Here is a 25,196-nt window from a genome sequence, read left to right as displayed (position 1 = left end):
CAGGTTACTTGGCCTGCGGGCTTGGAGTGGATTGCGTCATTCATTTGCATTACATAAAGCGGAAAGGAGATCGACGTGACCGCCAACGCCCTGATCCAGACCCGTATCGATGCCGATGTGAAGGAACGTGCTGCGGCCGTCTTCGAGCAGATGGGTTTGACCCTGTCCGATGCGGTGCGGATCCTCCTGACCCGCGCTGCACGCGAGGGAAGGGTGCCGCCCGAACTGCTGGTCGATCAGCAGATCTACGACCAGTGGTTTCGAGAGCGGGTCCGCGAGGCGCTGGACGACCAGCGCCCCGATGTTGCCGACGATGACGTCAGCGCGCGCTTTGCCGCGCTACGCTCCGAAGCGCGGAAGGGCATTGCGCCGACATGAGGTTGGTCTGGTCGGCACATTCGATCGACGACCGCCTGGCCATTTTCGACTGGATCGCCGCTGACAATCCGGATGCGGCGGCGCGCAACGACGAACGCATCGAGCGCGCCACCCATCGGCTCGTCGATTTCCCAAAGAGCGGTCGCCCCGGTCGGATCGAGGGCACATATGAACTCGTGATCGCCCTCACATCCTACATCGCGGCCTATCAGGTCGATGGGGATGTTGTGCGCATTCTTCGCGTCATACATGGCGCGCGCATGTGGCTGGACGATATCCCGCCGGATCGCGAGCACGAATAGCCTCGGTAGCCCGATCGCTTCATTCCACCGTCACCGACTTCGCCAGGTTGCGCGGCTGGTCGACGTCGGTGCCCTTGGCGACCGCGACATGATAAGCGAGCAGCTGCACCGGCACCGCATAGACGATCGGCGCGATCAGCGGGTGGACCTTGGGCATGGTGATCGTCGCGACGCAGCTGTCGCCGGCCGCCGCGATCCCGTCATAGTCGGAGATCAGGATCACCTTGCCGCCGCGCGCCTGGACCTCCTGCATGTTCGACACGGTCTTGTCGAACAGCGGACCCGTTGGCGCGATCACGATCACCGGGACATTCTCGTCGATCAGCGCGATCGGACCATGCTTCATCTCGCCGGCGGCATAGCCCTCGGCGTGGATATAGCTGATCTCCTTGAGCTTGAGCGCGCCTTCGAGCGCCAGCGGATAATCGGTGCCGCGGCCCAGATAGAGCACGTCGCGCGCGACCGCGACGATGTTCGCCATCGCCTGGATCGCCTCGTCATAGGCGAGCGCGCCGTTGATCGCGGCGGGCGCCTCGGCGAGGTGGCGGACCAGTTCCTTCTCCTCGCGCGGCGACAGCCGGCCCTTGGCGCGGGCCAGATTGGCGGCGAGCGCGGCGAGCACCGCGAGCTGGCAGGTGAACGCCTTGGTCGAGGCGACGCCGATCTCGGGGCCGGCATGGGTCGGTAGCAGCAGGTCGGCCTCGCGAGCCATCGTGCTGGTCGGCACATTGACCACCACCGCGATCTTCTGGCCCTCGCCGCGCGCATGGCGCAGCGCCGCCAGCGTGTCGGCCGTCTCGCCCGACTGGCTGATGAAGAGCGCGAGCCCGCCTTCCTCCATCACCGGCGCACGATAGCGGAACTCGGACGCGACATCGAGGTCGACCGGCACCCGCGCGAACTGCTCGAACCAATATTTGGCGACCATGCCGGCATAGAAGCTGGTGCCGCAGGCGACGATCGTCACGCGCTTGATGCTCGACAGGTCGAAATCGGGAATCGGCAGCGATACCTGGTCGTCGAGCCGGCGCAGATAGGATTTGAGCGTCTGGGCGACGACGATCGGCTGCTCGTAGATCTCCTTGAGCATGAAGTGGCGGTGATTGCCCTTGTCGATCGTCAGGCTCGACACCCCCGACAGGACGATCGGACGCTCGACCTTGCGATCTTCCTTGTCGAAGATCTGCGCGCCGTCGCGGGTGATGACGACCCAGTCGCCCTCCTCGAGATAGGCGATCTTCTGGGTCAGCGGGGCGAGCGCCAGCGCGTCCGATCCCAGATAGACCTCGTCGTCCTCGCCATAGCCGACCACCAGCGGCGAGCCGAGCCGCGCGCCGATCAGCATGTCGGGATGCTGGCGGAACAGGATCGCCAGCGCGAAGGCGCCGTGGAGCCGCTTGAGGTTGGTGCGGACCGCCTCGATCGGGTCCATGCCCTGTTCGACATCCTGCGAGATCAGATGCGCGACCACCTCGGTGTCGGTCTGGCTCTCGAAGGTGCGGCCCTTGGCGATCAGTTCGTCGCGCAGCGTCTTGAAATTCTCGATGATGCCGTTGTGGACCAGCGCGACCTCGCCGGTCGCGTGCGGATGGGCATTGTCCTGGGTCGGCGCGCCATGGGTCGCCCAGCGTGTATGGGCGATACCGATGACGCCCGGCAGCGGATCGGTGGCGAGCTTCTTCGCCAGATTGTCGAGCTTGCCCTCGGCGCGGCGGCGATCGAGCACGCCGTCGTGGATCGTGCAGACCCCGGCCGAGTCGTAGCCGCGATATTCGAGGCGCCGCAGGCCGTCGACCAGCCGGTCGGCGACGTCATGCTTACCCAATATGCCGATGATGCCGCACATGGACTGTCTTTCCTCTCAAAGCGTGTAGGGCACGCGGATGCCCAGCATGTTAGCCGGGAAGTCGCGGGTGTTGCGAGTGACCAGAATCATATTCGTCGCCTGCGCGCTTGCCCAGACGATCGCGTCGGGCAGCCGCAGCCGGCGATGCTGCCCGCACAGCAGCGCCGCGCGGCGCGCAATGTCCTCGCTGATCTCGATCGTCTGGAAGCGGCGCAGGAACAATTCGGTCTCGGTGCGGACGGCGGCGGGGGCGGCGGCCATGATCTCGATCCAGCTCAGCCGGCTGATCGATCCGCCGCGCGCCCGCGACAGTTCGTGGCGCGCCTGCGCGACCGTGCCGAGCGCATCGATCAGGATGTTGCTGTCGAAGAAATAGCCGCTCACCGCGCGCCGCCATCCCATTCGGTGCGGATCCGGTGCTGATGCTCGACCCCGTCCTCGGCGAAGCCATGCGCCGCCCACAGCCCGAAATAGCGTTCGATCGCGTCGCTCTGCTTCTCGGCGCGGAACGCCGCCACCGCCTCGCGCAGCAGCGCCGCGCGCGACATCCCGGTCTCGCGCGCACGCCGGTCGAGCCAGTCGATATCGTCGTCGGGAAGATCGGCGAGGATGCGCATGATGCCATGATATCATATCATGATATCTTCGCAACTTTCCCATCTTGCCGCCCGCGAATATTTCACGGAGGCTGTATCGATCTTCGGGGGAGGGTGCATGCGATATCGGGCGATGAAGACGATCGGCCTGGCCTGGGCGATCACGGCGGCTGTGGCCACGCCCGCGGCGGCGGCGGACAAGGCGGCCAGCGCCGAGGCTGTGCCGGCCGATGCCGCGCAGCGCGCGCTGTACCGCGAGGGGCTGGCGCTGGTCCAGGCCCATCAGCCCGCGCAGGCGATCGAGCGGTTCGACCAGGTGATCGCTTGGTACGACGACCATTATGCCGACGAGAAAAGGCGAATCTATTGCGCGCGCGAGCCCCAGGAGGTGCTGATCTACATGCTGGAGGCGGCGGCCGCGAAGAAAAGTGCGATCGCGCTCGATTCGACCTGGTCCGACGCGATCTTCTTCAAGGCGTTCGCGCTGATCGATCTGGGGCGCCGTGAGGAGGCGAAGCCGCTGATCGAGCGGGCGATCGCGATGGCCCCGCAGAACAGCCAATATCTGGCCGAGTTCGCCGAATATAAAAAGGGCGATCGCGACTGGCAGGGGGCGCTCGACCTGTTCCAGCAGGCGGCGGCTGCCGCCGAATTCGTCGCCGAGGACCATCGGTTGGTGCCGCTGGCGCGCGCCTGGCGCGGCATGGGCTTCGTGATGATCGAGATGGGCAAACTCGACGAAGCCGAGGCGATCTTCAAACGCTGCCTCGAACGCGACCCGAACGACCGCGGCGCGCGCGCGGAACTCGCTTATATCCAGCAGCAGCGTACGCGGGCGAAGGCCAGCCCGAGCAGTTGAGGGGGGCGTAACCTGTTACTTCGTCATGCTGAAACACGTTCAGCATGACCGAGAAGGACGGGGGAGCTTCTAACCCTTCTTCGCTTCGGCCTTCTTCGCCGCCATCGTCGCCCGGAAACTCGCCGCCCAGCCTGCCTTCGCCTCCTGCCGGCCGCGACCGAGGGCGAGCGCGTCGGGCTCGACGTCGCGGGTCATCACCGATCCGGCGGCGACGATCGCGCCCTTGCCGATGGTGACCGGCGCCACCAGCGCGCTGTTCGAACCGATGAACGCGCCTTCGCCGATCACCGTCTTATATTTGAGGAAGCCGTCATAATTGCAGGTGATCGTGCCCGCGCCGATATTGGCCTTCGCGCCAATCTCGGCGTCGCCGATATAGGACAGGTGATTGGCCTTGGCGCCCTTGCCGAACTTGCCGTTCTTGACCTCGACGAAATTGCCGATCTTGGCATCTTCGCCGATGTCGGCGCCGGGCCGCAGCCGCGCATAGGGCCCGATCTCGGCGCCGCTGCGCACGACCGCGCCCTCGATATGGCTGAAGCCATGGATGACGACCTTGTCCTCGATCGCCGCCTTCGGGCCGAAGAAGACGTTCGGTTCGATCACGACATCGCGGCCGACGACCGTGTCATGGCTGAACCAGACCGTGTCGGGCGCGATCAGGGTGGCGCCGTCGGCCATCGCCGCCTGCCGCCGGCGGTGCTGCCATGCGCCCTCGACCGTCGCCAGCTCGGCGCGGCTGTTGACCCCGGCGACCTCCCAGGCCTCGGCGGCGATCACCGCCGATCGCCGGCCGTCGGCGGCGGCGATCATGACGATGTCGGGCAGATAATATTCCTGCGCGGCATTGGCGTTGCCGACCCGTGCGAGCAGCGGCCACAGATCGGCGGCGCGTACCGCCATCAGCCCCGAATTGCACAGCCGTACCGCGCGCTCGGCCTCGGTGGCGTCCTTATATTCGACCATCCGGTCGATCAGCCCATCGCCGTCGGCGAGGATGCGGCCATAGGCCAGCGGATCGTCGGGGGTGAAGCCGAGCACCACCGCGGCCGGGGCGTCGGGGGCGTTCAGCCGGGTCAGCATGCCGCGCATCGTCTCGGGCCGGACCAGCGGCACGTCGCCATAGAGGATCAGCACATCGCCGTCGAAGCCTTCGAGCGCGCGCTCGCCCTGCTGGACGGCATGGGCGGTACCGAGCTGGGGTTCCTGGGTGACGACATCGGCGCCGTGCGGCGCCACGAACGCCTCGACCTGTTCGCGGCCGGCGCCGGTCACCACCACCTTGCGCGCCGCGCCCAATTGCTCGACCGCGGCGAGCAGATGGCCGAGCATCGGCCGCCCGGCGATCGGGTGGAGCACCTTGTGCAGATCGGATTTCATCCTCGTACCCTTGCCGGCGGCAAGGATCAGGGCGGCGAAGGGGCGTGTCGTCATGGCGCGTTTCTCTGCCACGAAGCGCTTGCCAATGCCATATCGCGCACGCCATGGCGGCACGCATGACCAGCTTTCCCTTCGACGTCGTCGCCTTCGATCTCGACGGCACCCTCGCCGACACCGCCCCCGATCTCACCGCCGCGCTCAACCATGCGCTCGGCGCGATGGGACGGCCGGCGGTGCCCGCCGAGGATGTCCGCCACATGGTCGGGCATGGCGCGCGCGCGCTGCTGCAGAAGGGGCTCGCCGCGACCGGCGAGATGACCGAGGCGCTGGTCGATCAGGGCTTTCCGATCTTCATGGACCATTATGTCGCGCATATCGCCGACCATAGCCGCGCCTTTCCGGGGATCGAGGCGGCGCTCGACGCGCTTGCCGCGCGCGGGGTCAAGCTGGCGGTCTGCACCAACAAGCTCGAAGGGCTCGCCCGCCAGCTCGTCGATGCGCTCGGCTGGGGCGACCGCTTCGCCGCGATCGTCGGCGGCGATACGCTGCCGGTGCGCAAGCCCGATCCGGCTCCTCTGTTCGAGGCGATCGCCCGCGCCGGCGGTGGCAGGCCGGCTTATGTCGGCGACTCGATCACCGACACCGACACCGGCCGCAACGCCGGCATCCCGACCGTCGCGGTCACCTTCGGCTTCTCCGACCGCCCGCCCGAACAGCTCGGCGCAACCGCGCTGATCGACCATTTCGACGAGCTGATCCCGACCCTCGAACGGCTCGGCAAGCTGGCCTAAAACCGCCCCCGCGCCTTGGTCCACAAATGCCGCGCCAGCATCAGCGGCGGCATCCGCATCCAGTGCGACCGGATATAGAAAGCGAGCCGGGTCGCGGGGCGGGTCTCGGCGCCCCAGCCGTTGCGCGCGAGCAGCCGGCGGATGAACGCGCCGTCGCTCATCCGGTCATGGCCGGCGACGCGCGGGTCGACCGGGGTTTCGTAGAGCCGGTGCGCCAGACGCAGCGCGCGCGCCACCGGCTCGACCATCTGGTGGCGCGCGGCACGCGCCTCGAGCGCGTCCCAGAAACCCGGGTCGACCGCATAGAGCCGCAGCAGCCGGTCGATGTCCCACAGGTTGCGCAGGCCGCCGGCGAGGTCGCCATCGGCGAGCATATGGGTGGCGGCATGAACGATGATGTCGGCGGGCGAGAGGGTGAAGATGCCCGGCGCGACCTCGACGCTGTCGGCGACCAGCGCGGCGGCGTCGGGGGTGCGCCTCGCGGTCAGCGGCAGGATCGTGTGGTGGACGTCGATCATGCTGCCGCGCTCGCGGTGGACCAGCGGCGGCAGCTCGTGCATCCACCGACGATAATAAAGATCGGTATAGGCGTCGGGCTTGAGCCACTCATAGCCGGCCTCCGCCAGCACCGCCTCGGCCTCGGCCATGCGATCGCCGGGGACGAGGATGTCGAGGTCGCCGACCTGCCGGCCGATCGCCGGCGGCAGCGCGGCGAAGGCGAAGGCGCTGCCCTTGAGCAGGATCAGCGGCAGGCCATGCGGCGCGAAGGCGCGGCGGACCATCTCGACCTCCCACAGCGCCTGGACATGGCCGAACGCGGTCTGGGTCTTGGTCTCGTCGAGCGCGGCGGCGACCGCCGGCGGCAGCGCGACCCCCGCGAGGCGCGCCGCGAGGCTGCCGATCAGCCGTTCGCCATGCGCGATCGCCAGCAATTCGGTCCAGGCACCGCCGCGCAGATCGCGCGTCGACTGTGGATGGGTGAGCGCGCGGACCAGGGGCAGGGCGGTGCTCATGTCTCGGCCCAGAAGCGCCCGACCAGGTCGAGCGCGGCCGCGGTGTCGCCATAGCCGAACATCGCGCCCGGCACGGTCTGGACCAGCCGCACCAGCGTGGCGAAACCGCGCTCGCCCAGCGCGATATAATTGGGCGATCCCTGGGTCAGCCGTGCGAACAGCTCGGCCCGGCCGATCCCGGTCGGATCGGTGGCGACGCCAAACAGCGGAAACAGCACCAGCGCGGGGATTGCCGGCTCATCCATCCGGCCGATGGCGTCGGCGTTCGGCCGAAGATGCCGGATGTCGCCCTTGGGCGTGGCGGTGAGCAGCGGCCCGAACCGCGCCGGATCGGCGACATGCTTCGCCATTTCGGCGACCGAGGCGTTCTTGAGGCTGATCGCCCGCGGAAAGGCATGGACCAGCCCGGTGTCGGGGTCGATCAGCACGAACTCGTCGGCCATCAGCCGCCAGCCATGCTCGCCGAGCAAAGCTGCGAGCGTCGATTTGCCCGATCCGGATTCGCCGGTCAGGATCAGCGCGCGGCCGTCCTTCTCGACCGCCGCGGCGTGGAGCAGCAGAAAGCGGCGCTGGCCCATCGCCACCTGCAGGTTCATCGCCATCTCGGCGGCGAGCAATCCGTGCCGCAGCGCCATCGGCACCGCGTCGGGCAGGGTGTGATCGCCCTCGATCGCGACCTGCGGCCTGATCCAGCGCCGCCAGGGCCGGGTCGGTTCGATCCGCGCGGTCAGCGTCGCGATGCCGTCGTCGGGTTCGGGATAGCCCGCATAGAGATAGCGCAGCGCCGCCATCGGGGCGTCCCAGGCCGATCCCACCCGGAACCCCATTGGCCCGACCCGGACGCGCAGTTCGTTCATGCGGTCCACACCAGCCCGGCGCCGCGCAGTTCGTCGAGGCGGGCCGCGACCACGATCCGCGCCTCGTCGTCGCACGGCACGTCGAGCTGGCGGGCAAGTCGCTCGGCGAGGGCGTCGGCATCGCAGGGGTGCTCGGCGAGCAACGCCAGCATCTCGGGCAGCGGACTGGCCAGGAAATGGGTTTCGCCCGACCGGCGGTGGAACAGCAGGACGATCCCGTCGATCTCGGCGACCGGGTTCGCGCGCTGCGCCTCGGCATGGAAGACGGGCACCGTCATGCGCGATCCGCGCGGGCGGTCAGGTCTGACTCTGGATCGAGTAATAGCAGGTGAACCCCTGCTTACCCTGGGTCAGCTTCTTGATATAGTTGGTGTAGGCGGTGCTCTGATTGGTGTTGTACCCGGTATAGTTGGTACCGAATTTCACCGCATTCTTGACCTCTTCGCCCGGCAGCGCCTTCGACGGCGGCGCATAGGCGCCGCTGGTGTTGGCCGCGACCAGCGTGCCGTCGGACTTGATCCATTTGGTCGAATTGGCCGAATCGGGTACCGGCACCGAACATTTGAGCAGCGATGCCGCGGCCTGGGCCATGCCGGGCTTGATCGTCGCGAGCGCGGCGCCGCCGAGGGCGCTCATCCGCAGCATGTTACGCCGCGACGTCAGTTGGGCGTCGAAGGACGCGGCCGTCGGACCGTCCGGGATTCCGCCTTCCGGTGTGCCGTCCCGATATTGCTCGCTCTGATCCTGCACAAGATTCCCCAACGCCATATACTTCGCCGGACCAATATCGCGCTTCGACCTCCGAAGCGAGGGGGGCTTTCATCGCAAGCGGCTATGTCAGATAGAATTCACAATTGGTGTCTAGGCTCGGCCGATGGCCGCGCAACATGACGAACAGAGGCGGGAGCAACATAGCGTGAGCGATCGCCGCCTGACATGGGCGCTGGCAGCATTTCTGGCCGCAGCGGCGATCGCCTCGGTGCTCGGCGCGCCGTCGATCGCCTGTCTGGGGGCGGGGTTGGCCGCGGTGGTGGTGGTGTGGGGGGCGACGTCGTTCGCACCCGTGCCGGTCGCCGTGCCGGTCCCGACCGCTCCTCCGCCCGACATTACCGGCACCCTGATCGATGCGATCGACGACCCCCTGCTGATCGTCGAGGGGCGGCGGATCACCCACGCCAACGGCGCCGCGGTCGACCTGTTCGGGGCCGACCGGCTCGACGGCGATTTCCGCCTCGCGCTGCGCCATCCGCTCGCCGCCGAACTGCTCGCCGAGGACGCGCCGTCGAGCCCGTCGGCGTCGATCGAACTGGTCGGCATCGGCCGCCCCGACCGGCGCTGGATCATGAGCGTGCGCCGGCTCGACGGCGATGCCCGGCTGGTGCGGCTGCGCGACCGCACCGAAAGCTGGGTCGCCGAACGCATGCGGGTCGATTTCGTCGCCAATGCCAGCCACGAGCTGCGCACCCCGCTCGCGACCCTGCTCGGCTTCATCGAGACGCTGAGCGATCATGGCGCCGGCGGCGACGCCGCGACCCGCGATCGCTTCCTCAAGATCATGTTCGGCGAGGCCCGCCGGATGCAACAGCTCGTCGACGACCTGATCTCGCTGTCGCGGATCGAGGCCGATCGCTTCTCGCCACCGCAGACCCCGCTGGCGCTGGCGCCGGTGGTCGAGGAGGTTGCCGGGGTGATCCGCTCGGGCCTGCGCGATTCGGCCGACCGGCTGGTGCTCGAACTCGAGCGCACCAACGAGGTCCGCGCCGACCGTGTCCAGGTCGGGCAATTGCTCCACAATCTGATCGGCAACGCGGTCAAATATGGCAAGCCCGAAACCCCGATCCGGGTCGCGGTGCGCGAGACCGAGGCGGGGGTGCGGCTGAGCGTCACCGACGAGGGCGACGGCATCGCTCCCGAACATCTGCCGCGCCTGACCGAGCGCTTCTACCGGGTCGATCCCGGCCGCAGCCGCGCGGTCGGCGGCACCGGTCTCGGCCTCGCCATCGTCAAGCATATCGCCGAGCGCCACCGCGCCAAGCTGGCGATCGACAGCCGGCTCGGGGTCGGCACCACCGTCAGCATCACCTTCCCGCCGGCGACTCCGGAAGCTCTGTCATCATAGTGTCACACAAATGAAACATAGGCAGCGCCGAAGTGTCACGGCGCTGACCCCCGTGACCGGTAGCTGAACTCAACGACGGAGATTACGGATGCGAATCGGTTCTGCAGCGCTTGCGCTCGCCCTCTGCACCGGCCTTGCGGCCTGCGGCAGCAACAACGGCGGCGGCTCGGGGACCGGCGGCTCGCGCGATCAGATCCGCGCAGTCGGTTCGTCGACCGTCTATCCCTTCACCACCGCGGTCGCCGAGCAGTTCGGCCGCAAGAACCCCAATTTCAAATCGCCGATCGTCGAATCGACCGGCACCGGCGCTGGCATGAAGCTGTTCTGCGGCGGCGTCGGATCGCAATATCCCGACGTTGCGAACGCCTCGCGCCAGATCAAGAAATCCGAACTCGAGGCGTGCGAGAAGGCCGGCGTCAAGGACATCGTCGAAATCCAGATCGGTATCGACGGTATCATGATGGCCGAAAGCAAGGCCGGGCCCGAGATGAAGCTCACCCCCGAGCAGATCTACAAGGCGCTCGCCAAGACCCCTTATGGCAAGCCGCAGACCGCGCAGACCTGGAAGGATGTCGATCCGTCGCTGCCGGCGATCAAGATCGTGGTCTATGGGCCGCCGCCGACGTCGGGCACCCGCGATGCCTTCGCCGAGCTGATCCTCGACAAGGGCTGCAACGCCGACGAGGCGACCAAGGCGCTCAAGAAGACCGACGAGGACAAGTACAAGGCGATCTGCACTGCGATCCGCGAGGACGGTGCCTATGTCGAGGCCGGCGAAAACGACAATCTGATCGTCCAGAAGCTCGGCGCCAACCCCAACGCGGTCGGCATCTTCGGTTACAGCTTCCTCGAAGAGAATGCCGACAAGATCCGCGGCATTCCGCTGAGCGGCATCGCACCGACCTATGACACCATCGCCGACTACAGCTATCCGGGCGCCCGCCCGCTCTTCATCTATGTGAAGGCGGCGCATCTCAAGGTGATCCCGGGCCTGAAGGAATTCGTCGCCGAATATGCCGGCGCGTGGGGCAAGGGCGGCTATCTCGCCCGCCGCGGGCTGATCGCGGCGCCCGACGACGTCCAGGCGAAGAATGCGGAAATCGCGAAGAACATGACGCTGCTCGACCCCGCGACGGTCAAGTGATGGTGCGGGGCAGCGGCGGCCAAGACGGGGGTTCGATAAACTGATGTCTTCCACGGCAATCCTGCTGGTGGTGCTGGGGCTGGGCGCGATCGCCTGGTTCACCGCACGCGCCAAGGCGGTGGCCTTTGCTGCACCCGGCGCGACGCCGGGGGCGGCGGGGTCGTCCGCCGCCCTGCGCCCGCACAGCCGGCCCAATTATCATGGCTGGTACGTGGCGCTCTGGGTGCTGCTGCCCGCTTTCCTGTTCCTGATCATCTGGTCGTTCGCAGCACCATCGCTGGTGATGCAGGACGTGCTGTCGGCGCCGGCGGCGTCACAGCTGCCGGCCGATCCGATGGAGCGCGGCGCCGTGATCGGCGAGATGCGCGGCATCGCCGACGGCACGATGGAGGCGGGCTTCAACCCCGCCGCCGAGGAACTGGCCCCGGTCTATCGCGCTTCGGCGCAGCGTTATTCGTGGATCGGGCTCGGCCTCGCGGCGCTGCTCGCGGTCGCCGGCGGCGCCTTCGCCTTCTTCCGGCTGACCCCCGATTTCCGCGCCCGCACCCGGGTCGAGCGGGTGGTGATGCTCACCTTGCTGGGCGCGTCGCTGATCGCGATCCTGACCACGATCGGCATCGTCGCCTCGCTGCTGTTCGAATCGCTGCGCTTCTTCTCGAAGGTCTCGCCGATCGAGTTCCTGTTCGGCCTGATCTGGAGCCCGCAGACCGCGATCCGCGCCGACCAGGTCGGCTCCTCGGGTGCCTTCGGCGCGGTGCCCTTGTTCTGGGGCACGGTGTTCATCGGCGCGATCATCGCGATGATCGTCGCGATCCCGTTGGGGCTGATGAGCGCGATCTACCTGACCCAATATGCCAAGCCCAAGGTGCGGACCTGGATGAAGCCGATCCTCGAGATCCTCGCCGGCGTGCCGACGGTGGTCTATGGCTATTTCGCCGCGCTCACTGTGGCGCCGGCGCTGCGCAACTTCGCGGTGTCGATCGGGATCACCAGCGCCTCGTCCGAAAGCGCGCTCGCGGCCGGCCTGGTGATGGGCATCATGATCATCCCGTTCGTGTCGTCGATGGCCGACGATTCGATCGCCGCGGTGCCGCAGTCGATGCGCGACGGCAGCCTGGCGATGGGCGCGACCACCTCCGAGACGATCAAGCGGGTGCTGGTGCCCGCGGCGCTGCCCGGCGTCGTCGGCGGGGTGCTGCTCGCGGTCAGCCGCGCGATCGGCGAGACGATGATCGTGGTGATGGCCGCCGGTCTCTCGGCGAACCTGACCGCCAACCCGTTCGCCAGCGTCACTACCGTGACCACCCAGATCGTCCAGTTGCTGACCGGCGACCAGGAATTCGACAGCGCCAAGACGCTCGCCGCCTTCGCGCTCGGCCTGGTGCTGTTCCTGGTCACCCTGTTCCTCAACGTCATCGCGCTCGCCGTGGTGAAGAAATATCGGGAATCCTATGAGTGACGCCCTGATGACGAAGGCGCCCGGCGAGGCGCCCAAGCGTCTGCCCACCGACTGGAAGGGCAGCGAGATGCAGAAGCGCATCGCCCGTCGCTATGCGTCCGAGCGCCGCTTCCGCGCGATCGGCCTGGGCGCGGTCCTGCTCTCGGCGGGCTTCCTCGCCTATCTGCTGATCACGATGATCGGCGGCGGCGCCGGCGGTTTCCGCCAGACCGAACTCAAGCTGCCGATCGACTTCGCCGCCTCGACGCTGATGATCGATCCGGCATTGCTCAAGTCGGACAAGGAAGCGGCGCTCGGCGCGGCCGATATCGAGGGCGCCACCGCTTTGGCCGCGACCGCGGCCTATGGCGAGAACGGCCCGCATCTCCTGTCCGACGGCGCCTGGCTGGTGGTGAAGGACAAGATCGCCGAGAATCCCGACATCCTGAAGGGCAAGGCGGAGATCTGGGTGCCGGTCGCCTCGGCGCTCGACACCGCCGCCAAGGGAACCGGCGACGCCGCGAGCGAGGCCGAGGTCGCCAGGCTCGAAAAGGCGAACGCGATCGACACCAAGTTCAGCATCGGCTTCATGACCCGTGCGGACTCGACCGATCCGACGATGGTCGGCATCTGGGGTGCGTTCAAGGGATCGCTGCTGACGATGCTGGTCACGCTCGGCCTCGCCTTCCCGGTCGGGGTGCTGTCGGCGCTCTATCTCGAGGAATATGCCCCGCGGAACCGCTGGACCGACCTGATCGAGGTCTCGATCAACAATCTGGCGGCGGTGCCCTCGATCATCTTCGGCCTGCTCGGGCTCGCGGTGTTCCTCAACACGATGAACCTGCCGCGCTCGGCGCCGCTGGTCGGTGGTCTCACCCTCGCGCTGATGACGATGCCGGTCATCGTCATCGCCGGCCGCAACGCGATCAAGTCGGTGCCGCCCTCGATCCGCGACGCCGCGCTCGGGATCGGCGCCAGCCGGGTGCAGGTGGTGTTCCACCATGTCCTGCCGCTGGCGCTGCCCGGTATCCTGACCGGCACGATCATCGGCATGGCGCGTGCGCTGGGCGAGACCGCGCCGCTGCTGATGATCGGCATGCGCGCCTTCATCTCGGCGCCGCCCACCGGGCTCACCGATCCGGCGACCGTGCTGCCGGTGCAGATCTTCCTGTGGTCGGACGAGGTCAGCAAGGGCTTCGTCGAGAAGACCTCCGCGGCCATCATCGTCCTGCTGGCCTTCCTGATGGCGATGAACGGAATCGCCATCTACCTACGTAACCGCTTCGAGAGGCGCTGGTAATGAACACGCAAACCCTCAACGACCTCGCGGCGGATCAGACCGCGACGGTCGACGCCGAACTCAAGATGCAGGCGAAGAACGTCAACGTCTTCTACGGCGCCAAGCAGGCGATCCGCGACGTGTCGATCGACGTGTCGATGGAGAATGTCACCGCCTTCATCGGCCCGTCGGGCTGCGGCAAGTCGACCTTCCTGCGCACCCTCAACCGGATGAACGACACCGTCGCCGGCGCCCGGGTCGAAGGCAAGATCACCCTCGACGGCGACGATATCTACGGCGCCGACATGGACGTGGTGCAGCTGCGCGCGCGGGTCGGCATGGTCTTCCAGAAGCCCAACCCGTTCCCCAAGTCGATCTACGAGAATATCGCTTATGGCCCGCGCATCCATGGCCTGGGCCATGGCAAGGCCGACATGGACCGGATCGTCGAGCAGTCGCTCAAGCGCGCGGGTCTGTGGGACGAGGTCAAGGACCGGCTCGCCGAAAGCGGCACCGCCCTGTCGGGCGGCCAGCAGCAGCGCCTGTGTATCGCCCGCGCGATCGCGGTCGATCCGGAAGTGATCCTGATGGACGAGCCCTGCTCGGCGCTCGATCCGATCGCCACCGCCAAGATCGAGGAACTGATCCACGAGCTGCGCGGCCGCTATGCGATCGTGATCGTCACCCACAATATGCAGCAGGCCGCCCGCGTCTCGCAGCGGACCGCCTTCTTCCATCTCGGCCATCTCGTCGAATATGGCGACACGTCCGACATCTTCACCAATCCCCGCGAGACGCGGACCAAGGATTACATCACCGGCCGTTACGGCTGAGGAGAGGGTACCAATGGCTACCACCGGACATACCGTAAAAGCATTCGACGAAGATCTCGGCCAGCTGCGTGCGCTCGTCTCCGAAATGGGCGGTCGCGCCGAAGCGGCGATCACCGGCGCGATCGACGCGCTCGCCAACCGCGACCTGCAGGGCGCGGCCCGGATCGTCGAGGGTGACCGCAAGATCGACCAGCTCGAGGCCGAGATCGAACGCCAGGTCATCCGCCTGATCGCGCTGCGCGCGCCGATGGCCGACGATCTGCGCGAGGTGCTCGCCGCGCTCAAGATCGCCGGCGTGGTCGAGCGCATGGGCGACTATGCCAAGAACATCGCCAAGCGGGTGGCGACGCTTCAGGACGCGCGCGGTCTCGAGGCGCTGTCGGTGCTGCCGTCGATGGGCAAGGTCGTGACCGAGATGGTCAGGAACGTGCTCGACGCCTTCGTCACCCGCGATGCCGCGGGCGCGGTGGCGGTGGCGGCGCGCGACAAGGCGGTCGACGATTTCTACAACAGCATCTTCCGCACCCTGCTGACCCATATGATGGAAAATCCGCAGAACATCACCGCGTCGACCCACCTGCTGTTCATCGCCAAGAATCTCGAACGGATCGGCGACCATGCGACCAACGTCGCCGAGATGGTCTATTATGCCGCCACCGGCGACCAGATGGCCGAGCGCGCCCGTGGCGAAGACCTGCTGGCGGGGGCCGACTGATGGCACGTGGAAGGATCCTGCTGGTCGAGGACGATGCCGCGCTCGCCGAGCTGGTGAGCTGGCATCTCGAGCGCGAGGAGTTCGAGGTCGAACGGACCGCGGACGGTGAGGAAGCGCTGCTGCTCGCGCGCGAGACCCCGCCGGACCTGGTGCTGCTCGACTGGATGATCGAGGGGATTTCGGGGATCGAGGTCTGCCGGCGCCTGCGCCGCATGGCCGACACCGCCAATGTCCCGATCATCATGCTGACCGCGCGCGGCGAGGAGGAGGACCGCGTTCGCGGCCTCGAAACCGGTGCCGACGACTATGTCACCAAGCCCTTCTCGCCGCGCGAACTGGTCGCGCGGGTCGGGGCGGTGCTGCGCCGCGTCCGTCCGGCGCTCGCCGGCGAGCGGCTGGCCTATGCCGATATCGAGATGGACACCGCCAGCCACCGCGTCCGCCGCGGCGGCAGTCCGGTGATGCTCGGGCCGACCGAATTCCGGCTGCTCAAGCATTTCCTCGAACATCCCGGCCGCGTCTTCTCGCGCGAGCGGCTGCTCGACTCGGTGTGGGGTCGCGAGGCCGACATCGAGCCGCGCACGGTCGACGTCCATATCCGGCGGCTGCGCAAGGCGATCAACCTGTCCGACGCCCCCGACATCATCCGCACGGTGCGCTCGGCGGGCTATGCCCTCGACAGCGAAGGCGTCGCCTGACCGGCTGACTTTCACCCGTCATCCCGGCGGAGGCCGGGATCTCAGGAGGCAAGGGCGCGCCCTAACCGCACGAGATCCCGGGCGATGCCCTTCCTCGGACGGGGCAAAGCCCCGATCCGGTGGCCGGGATGACGAAATGGATTTGGGTGCGAATGTGGTGCTTACGGACCTCCGCACAGCACCGTATCGCTGTATTGATACGATAATACAGTCGTGCTAAAAGCCTCCGCACACGGAATTGCGGAGAGGCGCCATGTACAGCGAAACCGATATCGACGGAGCGGTCCAGGCCGGGGTGCTGAGCCCCGACGCGGCGGAGGCGCTGCGGGTGCATGTCGCGGGACAGCGCGCGACCCCGCTCGTCGACGAGGAGAGCTTTCGCCTCCTGACCGGCTTCAACGACATCTTCGTCTCGATCGCGGCGGTGCTGCTGCTGGTGGCGATGGGCTGGATCGGCAATTCGATCCGGATCGGCGCCGAGGTCGAGGGGCCGTCGCCGCTGCTCGGCTTCGCGGTCGCCGGCACCGCCTGGGTGCTCGCCGAATATTTCACCCGGATCCGCCGGATGGCGCTGCCCAGCATCATCCTGCTGCTCGCCTTCGCCGGCGGGCTGTTCGTCGGTTTCGGCGCCAGCTTCGTCGGCCGTGCCGATTTCGAGCATGACAGCGGCTCGATCCTGCTGCTGGCGGTGGCGGCTGCGCTGACCGCGGGCGGGGTATGGTTCCACTGGCGGCGTTTCCAGGTGCCGATCACCGTTGCCGCCGGGGCGGCGGCACTGGCGGGCCTGATCGTCCTGCTGCTGATCGGCTCGGCGCCGGCGCTCCAGGACCATGTCAGCCCGATCCTGCTCGCCTGCGGCCTGGCGGTGTTCGCCTTCGCGATGTGGTGGGACGTGAGCGATCCGAAGCGGCTCACCCGCCGCTCGGATGTCGCCTTCTGGCTGCATCTGCTCGCCGCGCCGATGATCGTCCATCCGGTCTTCGACATGATGGGCATGCTCCATGGCACCGCCGATCCGGTCAAGGCGAGCATCGTCATCCTGCTCTATATCGGGCTCGGCATGGTCGCGCTGGCGATCGACCGTCGCGCGCTGATGGTCTCGGCGCTCGCTTATGTGCTGTTCGCGCTGTCGAGCCTGATGGAGCAGGCGGGGGCGATGAACCTGTCGTTCGGCTTCACCGCGCTGATCATCGGCTCGGCGCTGCTGCTGCTCTCGGCCTTCTGGCAGTCGGCGCGGCGGTTCGTGGTCGGGCTGCTCCCGTACGACATGGCGGGCAGGCTGCCCCATGCGAACCGGGCCAGCCTGGCCTGATCCGCGGCGCGGGCATCAGTCGGTCCGCAGCATCCGGTCGACCCGCATCGTCAGGTCGTCGACCGCGAACGGCTTGGTCAGCACCTCCATGCCGCGTTCGATATGGCCATGGTTGAGCACCGCATTCTCGGCATAGCCGGTGATGAACAGCACCTTGAGCTCGGGTCGTAGCGCGCGGGCGGCATCGGCGACCTGGCGGCCGTTGAGCCCGCCGGGCAGCCCGACATCGGTGATCAGCAGGTCGATGCGGTTGCTCGACTGGAGGATGCTCAGCCCCGACGGGCCGTCGACCGCCTCGGCGCAGGCATAGCCGAGCTCGCCCAGCGCATCGGCGATCAGCATCCGCACCGTCGGTTCGTCGTCGACGATCAATATCGTCTCGCCGGTCGCGGTCCCGGCCGGGATCTCGGCTTCGGGCACCGGTTCGGCCTCCTCGGCGCCGAGATGGCGGGGCAGGTAGATGCACACCATCGTTCCCTGGCCGACCTCCGAATAGATGCGGACATGGCCGTTCGACTGGCGCGCGAAACCATAGACCATCGACAGGCCCAGGCCCGTCCCCTGGCCGATCGGCTTGGTCGTGAAGAAGGGGTCGAACACCCGGGCGAGCGTCGCCTTGTCGATGCCGGTGCCGGTATCGCTGACGCAGACCGTGACATATTGGCCGGGCTCGAGCCCGCGCTCGGCGCCGGTGCGCTGGTCGAGCCATTTGTTGCCGGTCTCGATCGTGATGCTGCCGCCGTCGGGCATCGCGTCGCGGGCGTTGATACACAGGTTGAGGATCGCATTTTCGAGCTGGTTGGCATCGACCAGCGTCGGCCACAGTCCGCTCGCCGCGATCGTCTCGACCCCGATCGACGGGCCGACCGTGCGCTGGACCAGGTCGACCAGTTCGCTCATCAGCCGGTTGATCACCACGGGCTTGGGCGACAGCGTCTGGCGGCGCGAAAAGGCGAGCAGGCGGTGGGTGAGCGCCGCGGCGCGGCGGGTCGCGCCCTGACCGGCGGCGAGATATTTCTCGACGTCGCGCGCGCGGCCCTGCGACAGCCGCATGCCGATCATCTCGAACGCGCCCGAGATGCCGGCGAGCAGATTGTTGAAATCATGCGCCAGCCCGCCGGTCAGCTGGCCGACCGCCTCCATCTTCTGCGCCTGGCGCAGCGCATCCTCGGCGGCGATCAGCCGCTGCTGCTCGTGCAGCCGTTCGGTCACGTCATGGACGAACTGATAGGCGCCGATCTGGCGGCCCTCATGGTCGCGCAGCATGTTGAACCGCATCTCGTAATGGCGGCGATCGCGCGACGGGTCGCCGAACTCGCCGATCTCGACGAATTCCTCGCCGCTCAGCGCACGGTCCCAGACCGCCTGCACGGCCTGCCGATTCTCGGGCTGATCGGCCAGCAGGTCGAGCATGCGATCGCCGACCCTGGGCACGATGCCGAAGATCCGCTCGAACTCGCCGGCCGCTGCGCTATTGATCGCCAGCCAGCGATAATCGCGATCGACGACCTGGACGAAGGCGTTGGTGCCCTCGACCAGGTCGGCGAGGATCCGGCGCTCGGCCAGCGCATCCGCGACCCTTGCTTCGAGCGTCGCATTGAGCTCGATCAGCTCCAGTTCGGCGCGGCGCCGCTCGGTGATGTCCTGGAACAGCACCGCGACCTGGCGGCGGCTCGCCGGCTCGATCCGGAACGCGGACAGCGACAGGAAGCGCCCGGTCGCCTCGAGTTCGCGCTCGAAGCGGATCGGCACCCCGGTGCGCAGCACCGATCCATAGCGCGCGACCCAGTCGCCGGCCTCGTCGGGCACCATCTCGCGGACCTTCTGCCCGACGACATTGGGGATGCCGGCATGGCGCTCATAGGCGGCATTGGCCTCGACATGGACATAGTCGCTCAGCGGCCCGTGCGGGCCGTCGAAAAATTCGATGATGCAGAAGCCTTCGTCCATCGAACCGAACAGCGTCTGGTAGCGATCCTCCTTCTCGTCGCGCTGTTTCAGCGCCAGCCGCAGGTCGAGCTGGCTCATGATCTGGCAGGCGAGCACCTTGAGCGTGCGCTGCTGCATCTCGCTTAACTGCTTCGGCTCGGTGTCGAGCACGCACAGCGTGCCGATCGGCAGGCCGTCCTCGGTCTTGAGCAGCGCGCCGGCGTAGAAGCGCAGATGCGGATCGCCGGTCACCAGCGGGTTGCCGGCGAAGCGCGGATCGGTGGTGGCGTCGGGGATGAGCAGGACATCATCCTCGAGGATCGCCCAGGCGCAGAAGGATGTGTCGAGCGGGGTCTCGCGCACGCCGAGCCCGACCTCGGCCTTGAAGAATTGCCGGCCTGCGTCGATCAGGTTGACCACCCCGATCGGCGCGCCGCAAATGTCGGCGGCGAGCCGCGCGACGTCGTCGAACACCGCCTCGCGCGGGGTGTCGAGGATATCGTAACGATGCAGGGCCTCGAGACGACGGCGCTCGCGGTCCTGCACATGTTCACCGTCCATCTGGTCTTGCGCCCCGTTTTCCTACCCGCCGCTCATGCCCCCTGGCATCCGCGCGCACCGCGACAACCCCCGGTCCGGCCGAAGGTTGCGCACATAGGTTAATCTTTATGCCCGGTGGGGACGTGGCTCAATCGTCGACCAGCTTGACCAGCTTGCGCTCGAGCGGGGCCAGCACCGGGCCGAGTTCATGGCCGCGCTTGAGCACAGCGCCGCCTTCGCCGATCAGTGCCCACATCCCCTGGCGGCTGCGCAGCGCCGGACGCTTCTCGATCCGATATTCGGGGCGTTCGGCGGCGCGCCGGAAGCAGGCGAACACCGCGGCGTCGCGGCCGAGGTCGATCGCATAGTCGCGCCACATCCCGTTTGCGACCATGCGGCCGTAGAGATCGAGGATGCGGCCCAGCTCGGCGCGGTCGAAACCGACCTGGAGCGGGCGGCCGGGGAAGGGCGATACGACCCCCATCAGGCCCGGTCGCGCTCCTTCGCGGCCATCGCCGCGTCGCGTTCTTCCATGAGCGTGGTCAGCCGGGCGCGCATCGTCTCGATCTCGCAGCGCAAGATTTCGAGCTGCTGGGTCTGGGGATCGAACCGCTCGCTGCACTGGGTGCCATAGGGGACGAAGTCGCGCTGATATTCCTTGACGTCGACCAGCATCGGCTTGGCCGGGATCCCGACCACGACCTGGCCCTCGGCGACGTCCTTGGTCACCACCGCATTCGCGCCGACCCGCGCCCGCGCGCCGATCATGATCGGGCCGAGCACCGCCGCGCCCAGGCTGATGATCGCGCCGTCGCCGATCGTCGGATGGCGCTTGCCGCCATGGCCGTTGGTGGGGTTGGTGCCGCCCAGCGTCGATCCCTGGTACATCGTCACGTCATGGCCGATGATCGCGGTCTCGCCGATCACCACGAAGCCATGGTCGATGAAGAAGTTGCGGCCGATCTGGGCGCCCGGATGGATGTCGATCGCGGTCAGCGCCCGGGCGATATGGTTGACCAGCCGCGCCAGGAAATAGAGTTCGGCCTGGAACAGCCAGTGCGCGACCCGGTGGAGCCCGAGCGCGAGCACCCCCGGATAAAGCAGGATTTCCCAGCGCGAGCGCGGCGCCGGATCGCGGGCCTTGATCGAATCGAGGTAGGAGATCAGGCCGTCCAGCATAGGCAAATTCCAGGCGCGCTTATCGTTCGTGGAACAATATAGGCACAAACGCCCGGGGTTGAAAGGGTTCCGCCCGACGCCCCCGATCAGACCGCGGTCGCGTGGACCGTCGCGGCCGCCTTGATCACCGCGCCGATGCGCGCGGCGCTCTGGATCACCTCGGTGGCGACGCCATGCTGGCGCAGCACCTTTTCGTGGCTGTCGATACACAGGCCGCAGCCGTTCATCGCCGACACCGCCAGGCTGAACAGCTCGAAATCGGCCTTGTTGATGCCGGGTTTGCCGATCACGTTCATCCGCAGCTTGGCGGGAAGCTGGCCATAGTCCTTGTTCGAGGCGAGGTGGACGAAGCGATAATAGACATTGGTCATCGCCATCACCGCCGCCGATGCGCGTGCGGCATCGGCGGCCTCGGGGCTCAGTTTGCCCGCGGCCTCGGCCTCGGCGGCCTCGACGATCGGCCGGTAGCCGCTGCCATGCGCGCAGGCGAGCAACAGCCCGTATTTACGCTGGTCGCCGAGCATCTGGTCGCCCAGCAGCGCGCCGACGTTCAGCCGGATATCCTTGGCATAATCGGGAAGCGCTTCGGCAAAGCTCTCGAGCGACATGGCAGGGCTCCTTACGAGGGGGCATTTTCGATCTGACAGTGTGGATATAGGGCCGATTTCGGGGTGAAAAAGGGCGCGGAGGTGGGGGAAACCTCCGCGCCCCATTCGGGCCGCGCCGTCGGGGGAAACGGCGGGGCCGGGCTGCCCTGGGGGCGGGCAGCCAGCTTCGGGACCGCATGGGTCCGAAGTATATCGATAACGCGGATCGCTGTGGCCGGGTTCCGGCCAAGGCGGGGGGCGTCATAGCGTCCAGTTCCAAATGGGTGCTGCCAAAAATCTTGCAAGCCCCCTGTGACAGGCTGGCTATTGTCGAGCAAATTGATTATTTTGGCGATATTAATCGATAGAGGCGATGAATGGCGACCTATCTACCGACCCTCAAACAGCTCCAATATCTGGTGGCGCTCAAGGATCACGGCCATTTCGGCCGGGCCGCCGACGCCTGTTTCGTCACCCAGTCGACCCTGTCGGCGGGCTTGCGCGAACTCGAATCGCTGATCGGCATCACCCTGGTCGAGCGGACCCGGCGGGTGGTGCGCTTCACCCCGCTCGGGCTGCGCATCGCCGAAAAGGCGCAGCGCGTACTGCGCGAGGCCGAGGAACTCGGCGACCTCGCCCGCGCGGCGGGCAAGCCGCTGTCGGGGGATCTGCGCATGGGGGTGATCCCGACGATCGCGCCCTTCCTGCTGCCGCGGATCCTGCCCAAGCTGCGCCAGGCCTGGCCTGATCTGAAGCTCTATCTGCGCGAGGAGACCACCAGCGCCGCCTGCGATTCGCTCCACCGCGGCCATGTCGACTGCGTGCTGCTGGCGCTGCCTTATCATTGCGGCGACGTCGAATCGGTCGATCTGTTCCTCGACAAGCTGTTCGTCGCCTTCCCCGATGGCGAGATCGCCAACCCACCGGCGATGATCAGCGCCGACGGCATCGACGAGACCCGGCTGCTGCTGCTCGAGGATGGGCATTGCCTCAAGGATCATGTCCTGTCGGCGTGCAACCGCCCCGAGATGCGCGCCGAGGCGGCGATGCTCGGGACCTCGCTCCACACGCTGGTGCAGATGGTCGACAATGGCCTTGGGGTCACGCTGCTGCCGGCGATGGCGCTCGACGCCGGCATCCTCGACAACACCCATGTCATCGCTCGCCCGCTCGACGCCGAACATCCCTCGCGCCGGATCGCGCTCGCCTGGCGCAAGGGCAGCCCGCGCGACAAGGAATTCCGCTTGCTTGCCGATGCCTTGCGCATATCCGACACCGACGCCCACTGAGGCCGCCTCCGCGGAAAAGTGGGTTTTTTTTGATACGGCTCCGCAACCGGATCGGGCTCGCCGCCGTAACTCGCATTGCCCCCCCACTCGAACCCCTTCGGGGGTGCGGGCGACCGGTGCGAGTTGCGTTGCATCGGGCGTGTCCGTCGGTTGGCGGTCCGGTCCGCCGGACCTTCAGCTGACGGGCACGTTCACCATCTGGCCCGAATAGAGCACGGGGCCGGTCGGCGCACCGGTCGGCGATCCGCCCGCGGGCTCGAGCGAGACCGCGATCGTCATGTCCTTGGCCGGATCGATCCGCATCGCGATGTCGGCGGCGCCGCGCTCGGGCATCAGCCCGATCGATTTCGGCGCGGCCTTGCCCGCGATCATCCACAGTTCGAGGCTCTTGCCCGCCTGCGCGCTGACATTGACCGGCAGCACCCGCATCCGCCCGGCACTGTCATAGGTCACCAGCAGCGCCGGGCTGCCGCCCTGCGCGCTCAGCGCCGCGACCGACCGCATCAGCGGCGACGGCGCGGGGGCCTGGGCCACGATCGGCGCGGGCGTCGGCGCGACCGGGCGGATCGCGAGTCCGGCGATGCCGACCGCGGCGAGCACCGCCGCAGCGGTCGCGGTCTGCCACCAGCGCACCGATCGATTGTCGTTGGCTGCGCGCGGCAGCGCGGTCGCCGCCTCGATCCGCTGCCACAGCCCCGGCGGCGGCGCGACTTCGGCGGCGATCAGGCCGAGCGGGGCGAGTTTCGCCTGCCAGTCGGCGACCTGCGCGACCATCGCCGCATCGGTCAGCAGCCGGCGGCCGACCGCGCGCCGTTCGGCGGCGTCGAGCGTGCCGAGCACATATTCGGCGGCGAGCATGTCGGGATCGTCAGCCATCGAGGCAGCCCTTCAGCCGGGCGAGGCCGCGATGGAGCCACGATTTGATCGTGCCCATCGGATGGCCCAGCCGCTCGGCGAGCTCCTCGCGGCTCTCGCCGCGCAGATAGGCCGACAGGATCAGCGCGCGCTGGTCGGCGTCGAGCCGGTCGAGGCATGCGCGCAGCGCTGCCAGCGCCTCGGCCGATGGGGCGTGGCGGTCGGCGGTCAGCATGTCGAGATCGATCGACTCGTCGCGCTCGCGGCCGGCCGGGATCTCGCGGCGGCGCATGTCGATCGCGACATTGCGGGCGATCGTCGCCAGCCATGTGATCGGCCTGCCGCGCGATGCGTCATAACCTGCGGCGTTGCGCCATATCTTTGCATAAGCATCTTGCATTGCGTCTTCTGCGAGCGACCATTCAGGCAAGATACGCAGCACGATTCCGAAAAGTTTCGCCGAGGTCCGGCGATAGAGCTGCTCGAACGAGGCGCGGTCGCCGTCGGCCATGGCCAGCAGCAGGTCGGCGAGATCGGGCTCGGCCATGTCTATCGGTTTCCCCATCTCGCGGCGGCGTCGTCGTCCGATTGTCTAGCCTCGACCCAGGCGCTTCGGCCACCCTCGAAATGCTCCTTCTTCCAGAAAGGCGCCGCGGTTTTCAGCCAGTCGATCAGGAAGGCGCAGGCCTCGAGCGCGGCCGCGCGGTGCGCCGATCCGGCCGCGGTCAGCACGATCCGTTCGCCCGGTCGCAGCAGGCCGACGCGGTGGATGATGGTGATCGCGGTCAGCGGCCAGCGCGCCGCCGCCTGTGCGGCGATGTCGGCGAGCGCCTGTTCGGTCATGCCGGGATGATGTTCGAGCTCGAGCGCGGTCAGCCCGCCGGTGCCGCGGACGACCCCGGTGAAGCTCGCGACCGCGCCGCCGCCCAGTGCCTCGATCCGCGCCAGCTCGGCGCCGACGTCGAAATCTTCCGGCTGGACGCGGACGAGACTGCTCATCCCCCGGTCACCGGCGGAAACAGCGCGATCTCGCGTGCGCCGGCGATCGGCGCCTGCGGATCGACGAACGCCTGGTCGATCGCGGCCCGCAACCGCGCGCGGTCGGCAAAGGCCTGCGCATAGCCGCCGCCGCGCGCCGCGAGCCAGTCGACCAGATCGGCGAGGCTGACGATATCGGCCGGTGGCTCGACCCGCTCGCCATTCTTGCCGATCGCCTCACGCACCCCCGCAAAATAGAGCAGTTCGATCGCCAATATT

29 protein-coding genes are annotated in these 25,196 nt (G+C 67.6%); 13 read left to right on the top strand and 16 right to left on the bottom strand.

Annotated features, from left to right (window positions below):
• Positions 1–75: 75 nt before the first annotated feature.
• Positions 76–378 carry a type II toxin-antitoxin system RelB/DinJ family antitoxin gene (locus AC1RM6_RS24980; RefSeq protein ID WP_493106317.1) on the top strand — a complete coding sequence of 101 codons (303 nt, stop codon included), beginning with the start codon at positions 76–78 and terminating at the stop codon, positions 376–378.
• Complete coding sequence (locus AC1RM6_RS24975) at positions 375–680, top strand: type II toxin-antitoxin system RelE/ParE family toxin (RefSeq protein WP_493106315.1); 306 nt, start codon at positions 375–377, stop codon at positions 678–680. The genes AC1RM6_RS24980 and AC1RM6_RS24975 overlap by 4 nt, the downstream gene beginning before the upstream one ends.
• A 19-nt stretch (positions 681–699) precedes the next feature.
• On the opposite strand, the gene glmS is transcribed toward AC1RM6_RS24975, so the two are convergent.
• Genes glmS through AC1RM6_RS24960 form a run of 3 tightly spaced genes read right to left on the bottom strand, consistent with a single transcriptional unit; the run spans position 700 to position 3,143 of the window.
• Positions 700–2,526 carry a glutamine--fructose-6-phosphate transaminase (isomerizing) gene (gene glmS / locus AC1RM6_RS24970; protein ID WP_493106313.1) on the bottom strand — a complete coding sequence of 609 codons (1,827 nt, stop codon included), beginning with the start codon at positions 2,524–2,526 and terminating at the stop codon, positions 700–702.
• A gap of 15 nt (positions 2,527–2,541) precedes the next feature.
• On the bottom strand, positions 2,542–2,910 hold the full coding sequence (locus AC1RM6_RS24965; RefSeq protein ID WP_493106311.1) for a type II toxin-antitoxin system VapC family toxin: 369 nt from the start codon (positions 2,908–2,910) through the stop codon (positions 2,542–2,544).
• Positions 2,907–3,143, bottom strand: coding sequence for a ribbon-helix-helix domain-containing protein (locus tag AC1RM6_RS24960; RefSeq protein ID WP_493106309.1), 237 nt, complete (start codon positions 3,141–3,143; stop codon positions 2,907–2,909). The genes AC1RM6_RS24965 and AC1RM6_RS24960 overlap by 4 nt, the downstream gene beginning before the upstream one ends.
• A 97-nt stretch (positions 3,144–3,240) precedes the next feature.
• On the opposite strand from AC1RM6_RS24960, the gene AC1RM6_RS24955 reads away from it, so the two are divergent.
• Positions 3,241–3,981, top strand: coding sequence for a tetratricopeptide repeat protein (locus tag AC1RM6_RS24955; RefSeq protein WP_493106305.1), 741 nt, complete (start codon positions 3,241–3,243; stop codon positions 3,979–3,981).
• 69 nt (positions 3,982–4,050) lie between these two features.
• Here the strand turns inward: AC1RM6_RS24955 and glmU are convergent, their stop codons facing one another.
• On the bottom strand, positions 4,051–5,415 hold the full coding sequence (glmU, locus tag AC1RM6_RS24950) for a bifunctional UDP-N-acetylglucosamine diphosphorylase/glucosamine-1-phosphate N-acetyltransferase GlmU (RefSeq protein WP_493106303.1): 1,365 nt from the start codon (positions 5,413–5,415) through the stop codon (positions 4,051–4,053).
• A 62-nt stretch (positions 5,416–5,477) separates the two neighbouring features.
• On the opposite strand from glmU, the gene gph reads away from it, so the two are divergent.
• A complete protein-coding gene (gph, locus tag AC1RM6_RS24945) occupies positions 5,478–6,152 on the top strand; it encodes a phosphoglycolate phosphatase (protein WP_493106301.1) in 675 nt (224 codons plus the stop codon).
• Here gph and AC1RM6_RS24940 read toward each other — a convergent pair.
• Genes AC1RM6_RS24940 through AC1RM6_RS24925 form a run of 4 tightly spaced genes read right to left on the bottom strand, consistent with a single transcriptional unit; the run spans position 6,149 to position 8,658 of the window.
• A complete protein-coding gene (locus tag AC1RM6_RS24940) occupies positions 6,149–7,165 on the bottom strand; it encodes a nucleotidyltransferase domain-containing protein (protein WP_493106299.1) in 1,017 nt (338 codons plus the stop codon). The two genes, gph and AC1RM6_RS24940, sit on opposite strands and share 4 nt — an antisense overlap.
• The gene (locus AC1RM6_RS24935; protein WP_493106297.1) at positions 7,162–8,022 is read right to left on the bottom strand and encodes an HprK-related kinase A; all 861 of its coding nucleotides are present in this window, start codon (positions 8,020–8,022) and stop codon (positions 7,162–7,164) included. The genes AC1RM6_RS24940 and AC1RM6_RS24935 overlap by 4 nt, the downstream gene beginning before the upstream one ends.
• Positions 8,019–8,300, bottom strand: a complete 282-nt coding sequence (locus AC1RM6_RS24930; RefSeq protein WP_493106295.1) for an HPr-rel-A system PqqD family peptide chaperone — start codon at positions 8,298–8,300, stop codon at positions 8,019–8,021. Before AC1RM6_RS24930 ends, AC1RM6_RS24935 begins: the two co-directional genes overlap by 4 nt.
• 19 nt (positions 8,301–8,319) lie before the next feature.
• On the bottom strand, positions 8,320–8,658 hold the full coding sequence (locus AC1RM6_RS24925) for a hypothetical protein (protein ID WP_493106293.1): 339 nt from the start codon (positions 8,656–8,658) through the stop codon (positions 8,320–8,322).
• 280 nt (positions 8,659–8,938) lie between these two features.
• Here AC1RM6_RS24925 and AC1RM6_RS24920 point away from each other — a divergent pair, with 280 nt between their 5' ends.
• The 8 genes from AC1RM6_RS24920 (at position 8,939) to AC1RM6_RS24885 (ending at position 17,560) form a co-directional block, all read left to right on the top strand.
• A complete protein-coding gene (locus AC1RM6_RS24920; protein WP_493106291.1) occupies positions 8,939–10,141 on the top strand; it encodes an ATP-binding protein in 1,203 nt (400 codons plus the stop codon).
• Between the two features lie 88 nt (positions 10,142–10,229).
• Positions 10,230–11,285, top strand: a complete 1,056-nt coding sequence (locus tag AC1RM6_RS24915; RefSeq protein ID WP_493106289.1) for a substrate-binding domain-containing protein — start codon at positions 10,230–10,232, stop codon at positions 11,283–11,285.
• A 43-nt stretch (positions 11,286–11,328) separates the two neighbouring features.
• Positions 11,329–12,744, top strand: a complete 1,416-nt coding sequence (gene pstC / locus AC1RM6_RS24910) for a phosphate ABC transporter permease subunit PstC (RefSeq protein ID WP_493106287.1) — start codon at positions 11,329–11,331, stop codon at positions 12,742–12,744.
• Positions 12,737–14,023, top strand: a complete 1,287-nt coding sequence (pstA, locus tag AC1RM6_RS24905; RefSeq protein WP_493106285.1) for a phosphate ABC transporter permease PstA — start codon at positions 12,737–12,739, stop codon at positions 14,021–14,023. Before pstC ends, pstA begins: the two co-directional genes overlap by 8 nt.
• Positions 14,023–14,835, top strand: a complete 813-nt coding sequence (gene pstB / locus AC1RM6_RS24900) for a phosphate ABC transporter ATP-binding protein PstB (RefSeq protein WP_493106281.1) — start codon at positions 14,023–14,025, stop codon at positions 14,833–14,835. Before pstA ends, pstB begins: the two co-directional genes overlap by 1 nt.
• A gap of 13 nt (positions 14,836–14,848) precedes the next feature.
• A complete protein-coding gene (phoU, locus tag AC1RM6_RS24895) occupies positions 14,849–15,550 on the top strand; it encodes a phosphate signaling complex protein PhoU (protein WP_493106279.1) in 702 nt (233 codons plus the stop codon).
• Entirely contained in the window at positions 15,550–16,248 is a 699-nt protein-coding gene (gene phoB, locus AC1RM6_RS24890) for a phosphate regulon transcriptional regulator PhoB (RefSeq protein ID WP_493106277.1), read from the top strand. Before phoU ends, phoB begins: the two co-directional genes overlap by 1 nt.
• Before the next feature lie 253 nt (positions 16,249–16,501).
• A complete protein-coding gene (locus tag AC1RM6_RS24885) occupies positions 16,502–17,560 on the top strand; it encodes a hypothetical protein (protein ID WP_493106275.1) in 1,059 nt (352 codons plus the stop codon).
• A gap of 15 nt (positions 17,561–17,575) precedes the next feature.
• Here AC1RM6_RS24885 and AC1RM6_RS24880 read toward each other — a convergent pair whose 3' ends face one another.
• The 4 genes from AC1RM6_RS24880 to ahpD all read right to left on the bottom strand — a co-directional run bounded on the left by AC1RM6_RS24880 (position 17,576) and on the right by ahpD (position 21,816).
• Positions 17,576–20,050, bottom strand: a complete 2,475-nt coding sequence (locus AC1RM6_RS24880) for a PAS domain-containing protein (protein ID WP_493106273.1) — start codon at positions 20,048–20,050, stop codon at positions 17,576–17,578.
• 127 nt (positions 20,051–20,177) lie between these two features.
• A complete protein-coding gene (locus AC1RM6_RS24875) occupies positions 20,178–20,513 on the bottom strand; it encodes a DUF2794 domain-containing protein (protein ID WP_493106271.1) in 336 nt (111 codons plus the stop codon).
• The gene (gene epsC / locus AC1RM6_RS24870) at positions 20,513–21,208 is read right to left on the bottom strand and encodes a serine O-acetyltransferase EpsC (protein WP_493106269.1); all 696 of its coding nucleotides are present in this window, start codon (positions 21,206–21,208) and stop codon (positions 20,513–20,515) included. The genes AC1RM6_RS24875 and epsC overlap by 1 nt, the downstream gene beginning before the upstream one ends.
• A gap of 86 nt (positions 21,209–21,294) precedes the next feature.
• Entirely contained in the window at positions 21,295–21,816 is a 522-nt protein-coding gene (ahpD, locus tag AC1RM6_RS24865; RefSeq protein ID WP_493106267.1) for an alkylhydroperoxidase, AhpD family, read from the bottom strand.
• A gap of 356 nt (positions 21,817–22,172) precedes the next feature.
• Between ahpD and AC1RM6_RS24860 the strand changes: the two genes are divergently transcribed.
• Entirely contained in the window at positions 22,173–23,084 is a 912-nt protein-coding gene (locus AC1RM6_RS24860; RefSeq protein WP_493106265.1) for a LysR substrate-binding domain-containing protein, read from the top strand.
• Between the two features lie 174 nt (positions 23,085–23,258).
• On the opposite strand, the gene AC1RM6_RS24855 is transcribed toward AC1RM6_RS24860, so the two are convergent.
• Genes AC1RM6_RS24855 through moaD form a run of 4 tightly spaced genes read right to left on the bottom strand, consistent with a single transcriptional unit; the run spans position 23,259 to position 25,192 of the window.
• Positions 23,259–23,960 (bottom strand): anti-sigma factor, encoded by a 702-nt coding sequence (locus AC1RM6_RS24855; protein WP_493106263.1) that lies wholly within the window; start codon positions 23,958–23,960, stop codon positions 23,259–23,261.
• Entirely contained in the window at positions 23,953–24,486 is a 534-nt protein-coding gene (locus tag AC1RM6_RS24850; protein WP_493106261.1) for a sigma-70 family RNA polymerase sigma factor, read from the bottom strand. Before AC1RM6_RS24850 ends, AC1RM6_RS24855 begins: the two co-directional genes overlap by 8 nt.
• 2 nt (positions 24,487–24,488) lie before the next feature.
• The gene (locus AC1RM6_RS24845; protein WP_493106259.1) at positions 24,489–24,938 is read right to left on the bottom strand and encodes a molybdenum cofactor biosynthesis protein MoaE; all 450 of its coding nucleotides are present in this window, start codon (positions 24,936–24,938) and stop codon (positions 24,489–24,491) included.
• A complete protein-coding gene (gene moaD, locus AC1RM6_RS24840; RefSeq protein WP_493106257.1) occupies positions 24,935–25,192 on the bottom strand; it encodes a molybdopterin converting factor subunit 1 in 258 nt (85 codons plus the stop codon). Before moaD ends, AC1RM6_RS24845 begins: the two co-directional genes overlap by 4 nt.
• Positions 25,193–25,196: the final 4 nt, after the last annotated feature.

The organism is Rhizorhabdus sp. GW822-FHT03C02 (assembly GCF_058801765.1).
The sequence above is the reverse complement of the archived record's forward strand: the minus strand, read 5'-3'. Positions and strand labels throughout refer to the sequence as shown.